Here is a 15,108-nt window from a genome sequence, read left to right on the forward strand (position 1 = left end):
TGAGACAACAATAAACCGGAACGCTATTCCTAGCGTCTACCCGCTTATCAGCCTCAATGTTTTTTCTTTACCGGCATGGCAGTGTAGGTCGCCGTCCGGTGAAGCGTTATCTAGGGTGTTGTTCCGAGTCGTGCAAGCGGTTTTTTACTGATTTGTGAAAGTTTTTTCACTTTTCCGCCTTTGCGCCGAATTCATGGCTCTATTGGTGCAAAATCAGTGCTGAATATGGCAAAACCGAAAGGCGGCGCCGATATTTGCGCGCATGATCTGCATTGTTTTGCTCTGAATTTTCGGCCTTGCACTGGCTGGCCCGCCAATGAGTCGGATGAACGAGGGGCGATTTCGCCGTCATTGCCTTTGATCTGGCCGGCGCGTAGGCGCGCCTAGCGATAGTAGAAATACAGGCCCGCAATCAGCACCAGCGGCCAGGCCATAATGGCCAGCCGGATGCATAAGCCAATTGCAAAGCGAAGCAGCCAGATCAACACAGCCGATGTCCCAAATCATTGCACCGCAAACGCTATCGCACCACGCAGACCGGAACACAATGCAGGGTGCGCAATGAATGCGCACCCCATGTGTGTTGCGCCGGTCGTTGCTCAATGCACGGTGGCGGGTTTCTTTTCGGCCGGCGCATAGCCCGCAATGATCAGCCCGTCTGGCCCTGCGCTGACCGGCACGCTGGTGCCGTCAAGCAGCTTGCCGCCCAGCATCAGTTCCGCCAGCGGGTTTTGCAGCGCGCGCTGGATCACCCGTTTCAGCGGCCTTGCACCATAGACAGGGTCATAGCCCTGATTGGCAAGCCATGTGCGGGCGTCATCATCCAGCTCCAGCACAATCTTGCGCCCTTCCAGCCGTTTGGCCAGATGGGCAAGCTGGATATCGACAATCCCGCCCATATTCGCGCGGCTCAACCGCTCGAACAGCACGATCTCATCGAGCCGGTTCAGGAATTCGGGGCGGAAATGCGCTTTCACCGCCTCCATCACCTGTGCGCGGGCCGTATCGGTATCCGCGCCGTCCTCCAGATGGCTCAAAGCCTGGCTGCCAAGGTTGCTGGTCAGAATGATCAGCGTGTTCTTGAAATCCACCACGCGGCCCTGCCCGTCGGTCAGACGGCCATCATCCAGCACCTGCAACAGCACGTTGAACACATCGGGATGCGCCTTTTCCACCTCGTCAAACAGCACCACCTGATAGGGCTTGCGCCGCACGGCCTCGGTCAGCACACCGCCCTCGTCATAGCCAACGTAACCGGGGGGCGCCCCGATCAGCCGCGCGACCGCGTGTTTTTCCATGAACTCGCTCATATCGACCCGCACCATTGCCTGATCATCATCAAACAAGAACGCGGCCAGCGCCTTGGTCAGCTCGGTTTTGCCCACGCCGGTTGGCCCAAGGAACAAAAAGCTGCCCTGCGGGCGGTTCGGATCACTCAGCCCGGCACGCGAACGGCGCACGGCGTTGGCCACGGCGGCCACGGCCTCGTTCTGGCCGATCACCCTGCGGCCCAGCGCCTCTTCCATGCGCAAAAGCTTGTCGCGCTCGCCCTCCAGCATCCGGTCCACCGGAATGCCGGTCCATCGCTCGACGACACTGGCCACATGCTCGGGTGTCACCGCTTCCTCAACCATCACATCGGGCTGCTCGGCGCTTTCGGCCTCGGCCAGTTGCTTTTCAAGCTTCGGGATCACGCCATAGGCCAGCTCACCCGCCTTGGCGAGATTGCCTTCGCGCTTTGCGCTATCAAGCTGCGCGCGCGCATGGTCCAACTGCTCTTTCACATCACGCGCACCGGCCAGCTTGTCACGCTCGGCCTGCCAGCGCGCGGTCAGCTCGGCCGATTTGCCCTTCAACTCGGCCAGTTCACGCTCCAGCTTTTCAAGCCGGTCAACCGAGGCCGCGTCCTTTTCCTTTTTCAACGCCTCCGCCTCGATCTGCTTTTGCAGTATGTCACGGTCCAGCGCATCCAGCTCTTCGGGCTTGCTGTCGACCTCCATGCGCAAACGGCTCGCCGCCTCGTCCATCAGGTCAATCGCCTTGTCGGGCAAAAACCGGTCGGTGATATAGCGGTTGGACAGGGTTGCCGCCGCCACAAGTGCCGCATCGGCAATGCGAATGCCGTGGTGCATTTCGTATTTGTCCTTGATGCCGCGCAGAATCGAAATCGTATCCTGCACTGTCGGCTCATCAATCAGCACCGGCTGGAAACGCCGGGCAAGGGCGGCGTCTTTCTCGACATATTTGCGATATTCATCAAGCGTGGTCGCGCCAATACAATGCAGCTCGCCCCGCGCCAGTGCAGGCTTGAGCAGGTTGGACGCATCCATCGCCCCGTCCGATTTGCCCGCCCCCACCAGCGTGTGCATCTCGTCGATGAACAGAATGATCTCGCCATTCGCATGGGTCACTTCGCCCAGAACCGCCTTCAGCCGCTCCTCGAATTCCCCACGATACTTCGCGCCCGCAATCAGCGCACCCATATCCAGCGCCAGCAGCTTCTTGCCGGCAATCGAATCCGGCACATCGCCGTTGACAATGCGCAAGGCCAGCCCCTCGGCAATCGCGGTCTTGCCCACACCGGGGTCGCCAATCAGCACCGGGTTGTTCTTGGTGCGCCGGGTCAGCACCTGCATCGTGCGGCGAATTTCCTCGTCGCGGCCGATGATCGGGTCAATCTTGCCCTGTTCGGCGGCTTCGGTCAGGTCGCGCGCATATTTCTTCAGTGCGTCATAAGTGTTCTCCGCACTGACACTATCCGCCGTGCGGCCCTTGCGCACATCATTGATGGCTGCATTCAGCTTCTGCGCCGAAACCCCCGCCGCCTTCAGCGCATCCGCCGCACCCGATTTCACAATCGCCAGCGCGGTCAGTAACCGCTCGGCAGGCACAAAACTGTCGCCCGCCTTTTTGGCCAGCGTCTCGGCCTCGGCCAGAACCTTGCCGGTCACACTGTCCAGATAGAGCTGGTCCTGCCCCTGCACCTTTGGCTGTTTGGCCAGCGCCGCATCATTGCCCGCCGCAGCCATCCGCGCATCGCCACCGGCGGCGTTGATCAGGTTCGCCGCCAGCCCCTCGCTGTCATCCAGCAGGGCTTTCAAAATATGTTCGGGCAGAAACCGCTGGTGGCTTTCACGCTGCGCAATGCCCTGGGCGGCCTGCACAAAGCCACGCGCCCGTTCGGTGAACTTCTCAAAGTTCATAGCTTTCTCCTTTATCCAGCACCCCGGCCGCACCCAGTTCTGGCACACGGCAAGGGCCTCACCCTCAAAATGGGTTCCCTCTGCGCCGGTTGCAAGCCGCCAGCCCGCCCTGCGGCAGAATATCCTGCCCGCTTGCCGCGCTGCCCTGCTTGCCCCTATATGCCAGTAACGCAGCACAGGAGCCCGCCATGCACCCGAAAGACCGCCTCATCGTCGCACTCGATGTGCCCAATGCGCTGGAAGGGCTGCGCCTGGTCGAAACCCTGGGTGACACGGTCAGCTTTTACAAGATCGGCCTGGGAATGCTGACCGGCGGCGGGCTGGCCCTGGCCGATGAGGTCAAGAATCTCGGCAAGCGCGTGTTTCTCGATCTGAAGCTGTTCGACATCACCGCCACAATCGAACATGCCGTGCGCGGCCTTGCCCAGTATGAACCGGATTTCCTGACCGTGCAGGGCGACCCACATGTCGTGCGCGCCGCCGTCGCCGGGCGGGGCGACAAACCCACCCGCATTCTGGCCGTCACCGTTCTCACCTCGCTCGACCGGTCCGATCTCGACCTCAACCTCATCAAATCCGGCAGCATGGCCGAAATCGTGGCCGAACGCGCCCGGCTGGCCTTTGCCGCCGGGGCCGATGGCGTCATCGCCTCTCCGCACGAAGCCGCCATCATCCGCGCCCTGCCCGCGGCAAAAGGCAAACTCATCGTCACCCCCGGTGTGCGCCCGCTTGGCGGCGACAAGGGTGATCAGAAGCGCATCGCCACCCCCGCCCAGGCCATTGCCGAAGGGGCCGATCATGTCGTCATCGGCCGCCCCGTCTGGCAAGCCGAAGACCCCCGCGCCGCCGCCGAAGCTATCCAGGCCGAGCTTTTGCGCGCCCACCAGACCAATTCGCGCCCCTGACCCCATCTTTTGCTCATAAATATCCCACGGGGGTCCGGGGGTGTGAAACCCCCGGCCTGTGGCATCAGGCGCAATGCGCCCACTTTGGGTGCCTCCAATGGTGCGCAATGAATGCGCACCCTACCCTCGTTCAGCCGGGCGCCCTAAACTGCAATCATGCCCGAATCACTCTGCCGCGATTGTTGCACCCTGCTTGCCGATGCGCTCGAACGCTGCCCGCATTGCCGCTCGCCGCGCGTCCTTTCGCATCCCGAACTCACCACGCTCGACATCGCCCATGTCGATTGCGACGCCTTTTACGCCAGCGTTGAGAAACGCGACAATCCCGCGCTTCGCCCGGTGCCGCTTATCGTTGGCGGCGGCCAGCGCGGTGTCGTCACCACCGCCTGCTATCTTGCGCGCATCAAGGGCGTGCGCTCGGCGATGCCCATGTTTCAGGCGCGCAAACTCTGCCCCGAAGCCACGATCGTGCCGCCCCGCATGGCGGTCTATGTCGAGGTCAGCCGCCAGATTCGCGCGCTGATGGATGCGCTCACCCCCGTGGTCGAGCCGCTTTCGCTGGACGAGGCCTTTCTCGATTTGCGCGGCACCCAGCGCCTGCACCATGCCCCGCCCGCGGTCATGCTCGCCCGCCTTGCCCGCGCGGTTGAAACCGAAATCGGCGTCACACTCTCGGTCGGGCTGAGCCATAACAAGTTCCTCGCCAAAATCGCCTCTGACCTTGATAAACCCCGCGGGATGGCGCTGATCGGGGCCGCGGAAACCGAATCGTTCCTCGCCACGCTTCCCATCAGCAAAATCTGGGGGGCCGGCCCGGTCACACAGGCGCGGCTGGAGCGCGACGGCATTCGCAAAATCGGCGATATCCTGCGCTATAGCGAAGCCGATCTCGCCAGAAAATTCGGCAGTTTCGGCCTGCATCTTCATGCCCTGGCGCGCGGGCGCGACGCGCGGCGTGTATCGGCGCGCGAAACCGTCAAATCCATCTCCAATGAAACGACGTTCTTTGAGGATACATCCGATGCCGACTTGCTCGACGGTCATATCTGGCGCCTGGCGCTCAAAGCCTCCGACCGGGCCAAGGCGCGCAATATCGAAGGGCAAACCGTAACCCTGAAGCTCAAAACCGCCCGGTTCCGCACCCTCACCCGCCGCCGGACCCTGCGCGCGCCCACCAATCTGGCCGATGACATTTATCGCGTCGCGGCCGAAATGCTCGCCCCCTGCCTGCCCGAAGGCCCGTTCCGGCTGGTCGGTGTCGGGCTTGGCGACCTTGCCGTAGCCGGTGCAACCGCGACCGTGGGTGATCTGCTCGACCCACAGGCCGCCCGGCGCCATGCCGCCGAGGCGGCGAGCGACAAGATTCGTGCGAAATTCGGCAAGGATGCCATCAAAAAGGGTCGCGCCCTGCGCTAGCTGTGACATTTTCACAACAAGGGGCGCAAATTGCGGCCTTCTTCGCGGTTGCACAATTTACTATATGCGCCGCACAACGGCATAGTGTCCTTAACGGTCATCTTGATCGTCGCCCGGTTTCGGGCACTCCTCCCTGAACTTGAGCCGTGCAAATTGTGCGGCTTTCTTTTTTTCAGTAGGGCATTGCGCCTATTCTGCGGCCATTGCCTGGCCTGGATTGCGCAGTCGGCTCAGCGCGTCAAGCACGCCAGACAGCCTGTCCCGAATCGCATCAAAACCGGGGTTCGGCGTGATATTCGCCTCATCCATGTAAATCGCGCGGTCAATTTCAATTTGCAGCGCATGGGTGTTTTGCGACGGGCGCCCGTAATATTGCGTGATATGCCCGCCCGCAAAGGGCGCATTGCGGGCCACGCGAAAGCCCGCATCCACAAAAGCCGCATGTGCCGCCTCAAAGACCCAGGGCGCGCAAGCCGCGCCATAGCGGTCGCCCAGCACAATATCGGGCGGGCCAGCGGCCATGCGCGGGGCAGCGCGGCGCGCCTCGCTTGGCATCGAATGGCAGTCGAACAAGATCGCCTCGCCAAACCTGTCGCGGCTGTCGGTCAGCAGGCGGGCAAGGCAGTTATGATAGGGCCGGTAGCCGCGCGCCAGCCGCGATTCCGCCTCGAACAGCGTGATCTTGCCCGACATGATTTCGCGCCCCTCGCCCACCACGCGGGGAATCACCCCCAGACCTGCACAAATCCGTGCATTTGTCGGCTGTTTCGGGGCGCCATGCACCACGGCCGGGTCCATCTCGCTGGCCGCGCGGTTCAAATCCACAAAGGCGCGCGAATAGGTGGCCGCCAGAAGCGGTGCGCCAAATCGCGGCGCGGCTTCGATCAGCCTGTCGACATAGGCATCTTCCGATGAGCGCAGGCGCAATTCATCCAGCACCACCCGCGCCATGAACGAGGGCGGATAGCGCCGCCCGCTATGGGGAGAGGAGAACACCGCGCAAGAGCTGCGCTTGCGGGGCAGAACCAATCTGAAGGCGCGTTCGATCATCGGGCTGGCATCGGGCTGGGCCATTTTGCGGCTGCGGCATGGCGCGCAGTATGCGCCATGCAATCGCGTCTGAAAAGGTCTTGAACCCCGCGCCGACTCCTTCTATAGAACCACGCACGAGGCGTTGCCGCAGGGGCCAGCTTGGGTTCCAGGGCCGCGCCGCTGTTCTTTCGGGCGTATAGCTCAGCGGGAGAGCACTTCGTTGACATCGAAGGGGTCACTGGTTCAATCCCAGTTACGCCCACCATGCCCAAAGCATGGCCGTAAGAACAGGCCCGTTCGGGCATGAAGATTAACTGGCGCAAACAATTGCTGCGCGCCGCAGATAAGGAGAGTGGCTATGAAAGTTCGCAATTCACTTCGCTCCCTGAAGCAGCGCCACCGCGATTGCCGTGTCGTTCGCCGCAAGGGCCGGGTTTATGTGATCAACAAGACCCAGCGCCGTTTCAAAGCTCGCCAGGGCTAAGCAACCGCACATTCCAAACAAAAGGCCGCGCATTGCGCGGCCTTTTGCTTGTCTGGCTGTCACCGCAAATCACCGGCCCCGCAGCAGGGCCGATATTACCGGCGCGCTGATATAGCCGGTCTCCGGCATGTTCCGGTCGCGCTGGAAGGCGGCAATCGCCTGACGGGTCGCGGCATCGAAATTGCCATCGGTCGCACCGGGGCGATAGCCCAGCGCCACAAGGCGCAGCTCGATCAGCAGGCGCGTGCCGTTATCCAGCCCCAGGGCACGTTCGGCGGCGCGCGCCGCATTGGTGCCCTCATTGTCGCGGTCTGCCGAACCGTCCAACTCGCGGATACGCGCCCGGGCGGGCCGGTTATACAGCCCATCCGGATAGTCACGCAAATACCGCTCGTAGGCGCGCACGGTATCGCGGTCGCGCGCCAGGTCCCAGGCCGCCTGATCGGCCTCACTGCCAAGCTCTTGCAACGCGCGACGTGCCTCCTGTGCATGGGCGCCATTTGGGTAGCGTTCCAGATAGCGGTTCAGTTCGGCCCGCGTGCCCAGGGCGCCAGTGCGAGTCCAATAGGCTTCATCCGCGGCTTCGGCTTCGCGCCGTGCGGCATTTCCAAGCCGCTCCAGCCGGGCAATTTGCGGCGCGGTCAGAAAGCCGGTGGCGTCCAGACCTTCATCGCGCTGCCAGTTTTCTATGGCGCTGCGCGAGCCGCGGCCGAATATGCCATCAATCCCGCGCGTATCAAAGCCCAACATGGTCAGGTTTTCCTGCACACGGCGGCGCTGATCGCGGCTGAGATTCAGGCTTGCTTCAATGGTTTGGGGTGTGCGCACCACTGCGGGGGGCAGCGGCTGGGGCGGGCGCACCGTAACAATCGCACTGGAGTTGCGTGGCGCCAGCACCAGCCGCGACGAGATGAAGCCCTCATAGGTCAGCCGCGTCCCGATCCGCGCAATCGCGTCCGATACGCGCGCATCGCGGCGCAGAAACTCGTTGGTCACCCCACGGTTCACATCGGAAGCCGGCCCGCTGGCCACAAGCAGCCCAAGCGGTGCGTTGATCGCGCCAATGCCCGGCGCAACCCCGTCCACATCGCGCAAGCCGCGCATGGATGTGCCGATAAACAGCGCCGCGCGCCCGTCCAGCGGGGCCAGCATCTGGGCAATGGCACTAAGCGACAGCGCGCCAAACTCGAAATCGGTGGCGCTGTCCGGGTCGATATCGACCGGCAGGAACCAGCCGTGATCGCCCGCCGCCATTGTCTGGCCCGTCAGATGCACGACAGCGATATCGGCATCGTCAAGCGCGTCTTCAAACGCCTCCATCTGGCGGGCAAGCTCGGCCCGATCCAGGTTCGTGCCGCCATATACCTCATAGCCCGCTTGCTGGTAGGCGCGCAGCACCGCATCATAATCGCGCGTGATCGCGCGCTCATCGCGGCCGTTTTCATAATCGCCATTGGCCACGAGCAGGGCCACGCTATCGGCCCAAACCGGGGCCGCGCTGAACAGCGCCGCCGCCATGAGGCCGGGTCGTATCAGGTTTAGTCGAGTCATGTTTACACTCCTTTGACTATTTGATCAAAGGCTACCAGTGCGCGCGGGCCAAAGCAGCCCCCGTGCCAGTCACCCAGCCGTTAACGGCTGGCTTTAGTCATATTTCCGCCGATCCTCGATCACCAAACCGTTGTTTTCCAGCGATTCCGGGGCAACCGCCACCAATTTCGGGTGCAGTTTCAGCACGTCTTGCGCGCTTTGCGCAAGGCTTTCTGGCAGGTTTCCGCCGGTTTCAACCAGCAGGCTCAGCACATCCGCCTCGCCTTCCCGCGCGATCACCACGCGCATCCGCCCCAGTGCGGGGAAGCGGGCGGCAAGTTCGGCCACCTGTTCGGGGCGGATGAACATGCCCTTGGCCTTGGCGGTCTGGTCAGCCCGCCCCATCCAGCCTTTGATGCGCATATTGCTGCGCCCGCAGGGCGATCTGCCCGCCATCACGGCGCTCAGATCCCCCGTGGCAAAGCGGATCAGCGGATAATCGGGGTTCAGGCTGGTCACAACCACCTCGCCCACCTCGCCATCGGGCACAACATCGCCGGTGCCGGGGCGCACGATTTCCACGATCACGCCCTCATCCACGATCAGCCCCTCATGCCCGGGGGATTCATAGGCGATCAGCCCGACATCGGCGGTGGCATAGGCTTGTATGCAGGCAATGCCCCGCGCGGCATAATATTGCCGCAGGCTCGCAAAAAGCGCGCCCCCCGAAACCAGCGCCTTGTTAATTTTCAGGCGCAAGCCCAGCGCGTCGGCCTTTTCCAGAATCACTTTCAAATAATCCGGCGTGCCCGCATAGGCCGTGGCCCCGATATGCGCGGCGGCTTGCGCTTGCAGTTCCGTCTGCCCGGTGCCCGCCGGAATAACCGCCGCCCCCACCGCCGCCGCAGCCGATTCAAACATCATCCCCGCCGGTGTCAGATGATAGGCAAAGCAGTTTTGCACAATATCACCCTGCCCCACCCCGCCCGCATGGGCAAAGCGGCCAAGCCGCCAGAAATCCGGGGCGCGGCCGCCGGGCTCATAAATCGGGCCGGGGCTTTGGAAATAATGGCTGATATTGCTGGCGGGAATGCCCCCAAAGGGCGGGGTTTCGCGCTGCCAGGCCGCAAGGTCGGATTTGCGCAAAACAGGCAGGCCCGCCAGATCGGCAAGATCGGCCAAAGCCGCCCCCGCAATCCGGCGGGCCCCGGGTGCCGCCGCCACCTTTTCAATAACCCGGTTGAGCAAGCCAAGCTGCCCTGCCGCACGCGCCGCCGCATCGCGGGTTTCCAAAGCGTCATAATTCGTCACCTGGCAAGCTCCATCATCTGTGGCTTCACACCGTCCTGGCGGCGGATTTCGCCGCGCATTTCAAGCTCCAGCTTCACGCCCATCATGTGCCAGCCGAGCTTGCCAAGCTTTTCCAGCGCCGCCGGGTCTATCCGCGGGCGGATCGCCTCGGTCAGGTCTTTCATTTTGCACGGGCCTTCTGCCAACTGCTCCAATATCGCGGCGCGCACAACGTCGAACTTCCATTTCGGAATATTCGTTATGCTCTTGCCGCCATCATTGGGCGTGCGCAGCCCTACTTTCTCGATCATGCCAGCCACCGCTTGCGCCGCCTGTAGCTGCGCACATCGCGGAAAGATTTGCGCCCCTTGTCCGACATGCCAAGGTAAAACTCCTTCACGTCGGGGTTTTCGCGCAATTCCGCCGCGGGCCCGTCCATCACCACGCGCCCGCTTTCCAGAATATAGCCATAATGCGCGAACCGCAGCGCCACATTGGTATTCTGTTCGGCCAGCAGAAAGCTCACGCCCTCGTTCTCGTTGACCGATTTCACGATCTGGAAGATCTGCTCCACCAGCTGCGGGGCCAGACCCATGCTTGGTTCATCCAGCAAAATCGTCTCCGGGCGGCTCATCAGGGCGCGGCCGATGGCCACCATCTGCTGCTCGCCGCCGCTGGTATAGCCCGCCTGGCTTTTGCGCCGCTCACGCAGGCGCGGAAAATAGGTATACACCATTTCAAGGTCGGCATTGATCGCGCCCTTGCCATCGCGCCGTGTATAGGCACCGGTCATCAGGTTTTCTTCCACCGTCAAATGTTCAAAACAATGGCGGCCCTCCATCACCTGAATAACGCCCGCCTTCACCATATCGGCGGGGTTCCTGTCCAGAATAGAGGCACCACGATAGGTAATGCTGCCCTTCGTCACCTCGCCGCGCTCGCTGCGCAGCAGGCTTGAAATTGCCTTCAGCGTGGTTGTCTTGCCCGCGCCGTTGCCGCCCAAAAGCGCGGTAATCCCGCCTTTGCGCACATTCAGGCTTACGCCCTTCAGCACCAGAATGACATGGTTGTAAATCACCTCGATGTTATTCACATCAAGCAAAACATCGTCGGTTTTCGCTGCGTCCAGCATGGGCCATCCACTTCTGCAAACACCCCCCGGCGCGGGGCCGGGGGGCTGGGTTGGTTCAGTTGCAGCCTGGTGTCACACCGGCTTCAGCCGCATAGGCCGCCGCATCTTCCGCAATCAAGGCGTTGATCACTTCGGTATCGGTCGCCTCGAAATCTGTGATCAGCGACCAGGTCTGGCTTTCGGCATCCCATTGCTGCACGGCCACAAGGCCGGGGCCACCGTGGTTTTCGCAGCTTGCGGCAAATTCCGGGCCAAAGCCGCCCATGCCTGCCGCTTCCATCACCTCGTCGGTGATGACCAGGGCTTCCAGCCCGTCGCGCATTTGTGCGCCGGTCAGCTCCGTCACGCCATGAATGGCCTGTGCGGTGCGCGCGGCCTCGACAGCCAGAAATGCCGCATACATGCCCCGGTTATACAGCGCACGGCCAATCTTGTCGCCGGCACCGGCAGCCAGGCCACGGTCCACAACATAGGTCTGGATATCGTCGAACACCGGAAAATCCGACCCCACGGCATGATATGTCAGCGCCTTGTAGCCATCGGCGCCGGCACCAACCGGGGTTACGTCATTTTCCGAACCCGACCACCAGATGCCGATGAAACGGTCCATCGGAAAGCCGATATTGGCGGCTTCCTGAATGGCAACCGCGCTCATCACACCCCAGCCATACATGATCACAAAGTCAGGGCGCTCGCGGCGGATTTGCAGCCACTGGCTGGCCTGCTCCTGGCCGGGGTGGTCGACGGGAATCAGCGTCAGGTTGAAGCCTTGCTGCTCGGCCAGAACCTCCAGCGTGCGGATCGGCTCCTTGCCATAGGCCGAGTTGTGATAGACCAGCGCAATGGTTTTACCCTCTAGCGAGCCGCCTTCCATATCCCGCGCATGGTTCACCGCAGCCGAGGCGCCGTTCCAGTAATTGGCCGGATAGTTGAAGACCCAGGGGAAGGTTGCCCCATCGGCCGCCGAGGTGCGGCCATAACCCGATGTCAGCATCGGAATCTGGTCTGTTTCGGTGCGCGGAATGATCTGATAGGTGATCCCGGTCGACAGCGGTTGATACAGCAAGCTGCCTTCGCCGCGCGTGGCTTCATAGCATTCCACGCCTTTTTCAGTGTTATAGGCGGTTTCGCATTCGATCATGCGCACAAGCTCGCCGCCAATGCCGCCATCGCGCTCGTTGATCAGCGTGAAATAATCCATGTAGCCATCGGCCCATTCGGTGCCATTCGCACCATAAGGCCCGGTGCGGTAGGACAGCGATGGAAATACCAGCTCCGCCATTGCAGGTGCGCCAACACCCGCGACCAGGGCGGTCATTACCGCCAGTTTCTTGAAATTCATGTCAGTCTCCCTTTTGGTGAACATATGAATGCCCCGTTTTCCGGTGGCGTTTGGGCCCGCCGCTAATGCGGAAAGGGCCAGAGTCTCAGTTTCTGCTTGGTCATCGCCCAAAGGCGCGCCAGCCCGTGCGGCTCGACGATCAGGAAAATCATGATCAGCGCGCCGACAATGACAAATTCCATATAGGTGGCCAGTTCCGGCGGCCAGCCAAGCTGCCCTACCATGATGTTCTTCAGCAACACCGGCATCAGCACCATGAAGGCCGCGCCCGCAAAGCTGCCCATGATGCTGCCAAGCCCGCCAATGATGACCATGAACAGCACCAGGAAAGATTTGTTGATGCCGAAAGCCTCGCCCACCTCGACCGCGCCAAGATAGATGGTAAAGAACAGCGCGCCCGCCACGCCAATGAAGAACGAGCTGATGGCAAAGGCCGTCAGTTTCGTGGTCAACGGGTTCACGCCGATAATCTCGGCGGCAATATCCATATCGCGTATCGCCATCCAGCTGCGCCCGATGCGGCCGCGCGTCAGGTTGCGCGCCAGCCAGGCCAGCCCCACCGCAAACACAAGGCAGACCATGTATTTCGCCCAGGCTGCGGTTTCGGCCCCCGTCACCACAATTCCAAAGATCGAGCGTTGCGGCACCGAAATCTGGCCCGACGAGGAATAGTTGTAAAACCACCCCACCTTGTTGAACAGCCAGACCAGAAAGAACTGCGCCGCCAAAGTGGCCACGGCAAGGTAAAACCCCTTTATTCGCAGGCTCGGCAGGCCAAAGACCACGCCCACCATCGCCGTTATCGCGCCCGAAATCAGCACCGCGAACACGATGTTGAGGTCGGGGAAGGCGGTGAGCAGCTTGTAGCTTGCATAGGCGCCCACAGCCATGAACCCGCCCGTGCCAAGGCTGACCTGCCCGCAATAGCCGGTAAGAATATTCAGCCCCAAGGCGGCGATTGACCATATCAGGAACGGCACGATCACGGCGGTCGCCCAATAGGCATCCAGCACGAAGGGCACAACCAGAAAGGCCACCACCATCAGCCCGTAATAGGCCCAGCGGTCGAACCTTATAGGGAAGGTCTGGTTGTCATCCCGATAGCGCGCCTTGAAATCGCCAGCCTCGCGGTAAAGCATTAAACGATCTCCTCATGCTGCCAGATACACGCAGCGCCATAGGTTGAAACCGACCAGATCAGCATGATCATCGCGATATTGATAAGCGTTGACATCCCATGATTATCAAGTGGGGCGCGCATGTCCGGAACGCCGCTTTGCACCGCTAGCCAGCCGATCAGCGCCACCGCGGCCAGCGACAGAAGAACCGCCGATTCAACGACCAGAATGAACGGCACGAACCGCCCCAGAGGTTTCAGCCATCTTTGCATCACTCCAGCCCTCCGTTTGCGCGGCTCTTTTCCATCGCTGCCAAAACCAGCGCCCGTAGCGGTGCAGATTGCGCCAAAGCCTCGTCATGAACTTTCACATGCCGCATGGATTTGCCTGTGCCTTCCAGCAAACCCGCAGGGTCTGGTAAATTCGCGCCCTGATAGAACCCCAAATTCACGCGGTCTTTTTGCGGCATCAGATAGGCATAGGCTTGCGACATTTTCGCCGCGCCCCAGCCAAAGCTCACCGCCTTGTCACCGGGCCGCGCAACTTCAACACAGGCCGGGTTCAGCGCCCGCAGCAACGCGGCCAAAGCGCTCGCCAGCGCCGCCACCTTCGGGGGGCTTTTTCCAAACACATCATCCCAGGTGCCCTGTATCGCCATCATACCCTCTCGATAATCTTTTCACCAAACAGCCCCTGTGGGCGCACGACCAGAAAGACCAGAGCCAGCAGATAGGCGAACCAGTTTTCCGTGGCCCCGCCAATCATCGGGCCGATGCTGTATTCGAACAGTTTTTCACCAACCCCAATGATCAGCCCGCCAACGATTGCACCGGGGATCGAGGTGAATCCGCCCAGCATCAGCACCGGCAGCGCCTTGAGCGCGATCAGGCTGAGCGAGAAGCTCACCCCCGATTTTGCACCCCACATCGCACCCGCCACCAGCGCCACGGCCCCGGCAATCGACCAGACGATCACCCAGATCAGCCGCAGGCTGATCCCCACCGAAAGTGCGGCCTGGTGGTCATCGGCCACGGCGCGCAGCGCGCGTCCCGTTTTGGTATATTGAAACATCAGCGTCAGCGCGGTCACCAGAACGATCGCCACAATCGCCGCGGTTATCGCCAGGTTATCAAGGTAGAAGCCATAAAACCCTTCGGCCCAGCCTTCGGTTGACCGCTCAATCCACTGGTTGCCGCCCTGCACCAGACCGATATCGATGGTCTTGATCTCCGAGCCCCACATCAAATCGCCAATCCCCTCAAGGAAATAGGCCAGCCCGATGGTTGCCATGAACAGGATGATCGGCTCCTGGTTCACCAGATGTTTCAGCAAATACCGCTCGACCAGTATCGCCATCAGCACCATGACCGCCAGCGTTAGGATGATCGCAACCGCCGCCGGAAGCGTCCAGCCAAAGCCGCTAAGCTCTGTGCCGAAAATCGCGTTGATCAGATAGGAAAACGGCACCTGCCCGCTTTGCAGCCCCACAAGCGTCAGCGCCGCAAAAAGCGCCATAACCCCCTGGGCATAATTGAAAATTCCGCTGGCCTTGTAGATCAGCACAAAGCCGAGCGCGACCAGCGCATACATCACGCCCGCCATCAACCCATTGAGAATAACCTCGATGGTGTAATAGAAATCAGCGCTCATCCTTTG

The 15,108-nt window shown here is 61.6% G+C and carries 14 protein-coding genes and 1 tRNA gene; 4 read left to right on the forward strand and 11 right to left on the reverse strand.

Features of this window, described 5'->3' with window-relative positions; genetic code table 11:
* Window positions 1-599: 599 nt before the first annotated feature.
* The gene (gene clpB, locus LGT41_RS00005; protein ID WP_274127934.1) at window positions 600-3,203 is read right to left on the reverse strand and encodes an ATP-dependent chaperone ClpB; all 2,604 of its coding nucleotides are present in this window, start codon (window positions 3,201-3,203) and stop codon (window positions 600-602) included.
* Between the two features lie 188 nt (window positions 3,204-3,391).
* On the opposite strand from clpB, the gene pyrF reads away from it, so the two are divergent.
* Together pyrF and LGT41_RS00015 are read left to right on the forward strand one after the other, a co-directional pair.
* Window positions 3,392-4,108, forward strand: coding sequence for an orotidine-5'-phosphate decarboxylase (pyrF, locus tag LGT41_RS00010; RefSeq protein ID WP_274127935.1), 717 nt, complete (start codon window positions 3,392-3,394; stop codon window positions 4,106-4,108).
* A 156-nt stretch (window positions 4,109-4,264) separates the two neighbouring features.
* Window positions 4,265-5,524 carry a DNA polymerase IV gene (locus LGT41_RS00015; RefSeq protein ID WP_274127937.1) on the forward strand — a complete coding sequence of 420 codons (1,260 nt, stop codon included), beginning with the start codon at window positions 4,265-4,267 and terminating at the stop codon, window positions 5,522-5,524.
* A 189-nt stretch (window positions 5,525-5,713) separates the two neighbouring features.
* Here the strand turns inward: LGT41_RS00015 and LGT41_RS00020 are convergent, their stop codons facing one another.
* Window positions 5,714-6,598 (reverse strand): N-formylglutamate amidohydrolase, encoded by an 885-nt coding sequence (locus LGT41_RS00020; protein ID WP_274127939.1) that lies wholly within the window; start codon window positions 6,596-6,598, stop codon window positions 5,714-5,716.
* 148 nt (window positions 6,599-6,746) lie between these two features.
* On the opposite strand from LGT41_RS00020, the gene LGT41_RS00025 reads away from it, so the two are divergent.
* Window positions 6,747-6,821, forward strand: a tRNA-Val gene (locus tag LGT41_RS00025).
* A 93-nt stretch (window positions 6,822-6,914) separates the two neighbouring features.
* Entirely contained in the window at window positions 6,915-7,040 is a 126-nt protein-coding gene (ykgO, locus tag LGT41_RS00030; protein ID WP_010141322.1) for a type B 50S ribosomal protein L36, read from the forward strand.
* 69 nt (window positions 7,041-7,109) lie between these two features.
* Here ykgO and LGT41_RS00035 read toward each other — a convergent pair whose 3' ends face one another.
* The 9 genes from LGT41_RS00035 to LGT41_RS00075 all read right to left on the reverse strand — a co-directional run bounded on the left by LGT41_RS00035 (window position 7,110) and on the right by LGT41_RS00075 (window position 15,102).
* Entirely contained in the window at window positions 7,110-8,591 is a 1,482-nt protein-coding gene (locus tag LGT41_RS00035) for a peptidoglycan-binding protein (RefSeq protein ID WP_274127940.1), read from the reverse strand.
* A gap of 93 nt (window positions 8,592-8,684) precedes the next feature.
* Window positions 8,685-9,881, reverse strand: a complete 1,197-nt coding sequence (locus tag LGT41_RS00040) for a phenylacetate--CoA ligase family protein (RefSeq protein ID WP_274127941.1) — start codon at window positions 9,879-9,881, stop codon at window positions 8,685-8,687.
* Window positions 9,878-10,171 (reverse strand): DUF6958 family protein, encoded by a 294-nt coding sequence (locus LGT41_RS00045; RefSeq protein WP_274127942.1) that lies wholly within the window; start codon window positions 10,169-10,171, stop codon window positions 9,878-9,880. Before LGT41_RS00045 ends, LGT41_RS00040 begins: the two co-directional genes overlap by 4 nt.
* The gene (locus LGT41_RS00050; protein WP_274127943.1) at window positions 10,168-10,992 is read right to left on the reverse strand and encodes an ABC transporter ATP-binding protein; all 825 of its coding nucleotides are present in this window, start codon (window positions 10,990-10,992) and stop codon (window positions 10,168-10,170) included. Before LGT41_RS00050 ends, LGT41_RS00045 begins: the two co-directional genes overlap by 4 nt.
* A 55-nt stretch (window positions 10,993-11,047) precedes the next feature.
* Window positions 11,048-12,334 carry an ABC transporter substrate-binding protein gene (locus tag LGT41_RS00055; protein WP_274127944.1) on the reverse strand — a complete coding sequence of 429 codons (1,287 nt, stop codon included), beginning with the start codon at window positions 12,332-12,334 and terminating at the stop codon, window positions 11,048-11,050.
* 62 nt (window positions 12,335-12,396) lie between these two features.
* The gene (locus LGT41_RS00060; protein WP_274127945.1) at window positions 12,397-13,473 is read right to left on the reverse strand and encodes a branched-chain amino acid ABC transporter permease; all 1,077 of its coding nucleotides are present in this window, start codon (window positions 13,471-13,473) and stop codon (window positions 12,397-12,399) included.
* On the reverse strand, window positions 13,473-13,724 hold the full coding sequence (locus LGT41_RS00065; RefSeq protein ID WP_274127946.1) for a hypothetical protein: 252 nt from the start codon (window positions 13,722-13,724) through the stop codon (window positions 13,473-13,475). Before LGT41_RS00065 ends, LGT41_RS00060 begins: the two co-directional genes overlap by 1 nt.
* Complete coding sequence (locus tag LGT41_RS00070) at window positions 13,724-14,113, reverse strand: DUF1801 domain-containing protein (RefSeq protein ID WP_274127947.1); 390 nt, start codon at window positions 14,111-14,113, stop codon at window positions 13,724-13,726. The genes LGT41_RS00065 and LGT41_RS00070 overlap by 1 nt, the downstream gene beginning before the upstream one ends.
* A complete protein-coding gene (locus tag LGT41_RS00075) occupies window positions 14,110-15,102 on the reverse strand; it encodes a branched-chain amino acid ABC transporter permease (RefSeq protein ID WP_274127948.1) in 993 nt (330 codons plus the stop codon). The genes LGT41_RS00070 and LGT41_RS00075 overlap by 4 nt, the downstream gene beginning before the upstream one ends.
* Window positions 15,103-15,108: the final 6 nt, after the last annotated feature.

Origin of the sequence: Abyssibius alkaniclasticus (assembly GCF_020447305.1) — a bacterium.
Classification (GTDB): Bacteria; Pseudomonadota; Alphaproteobacteria; order Rhodobacterales; family Rhodobacteraceae; genus Abyssibius; species Abyssibius alkaniclasticus.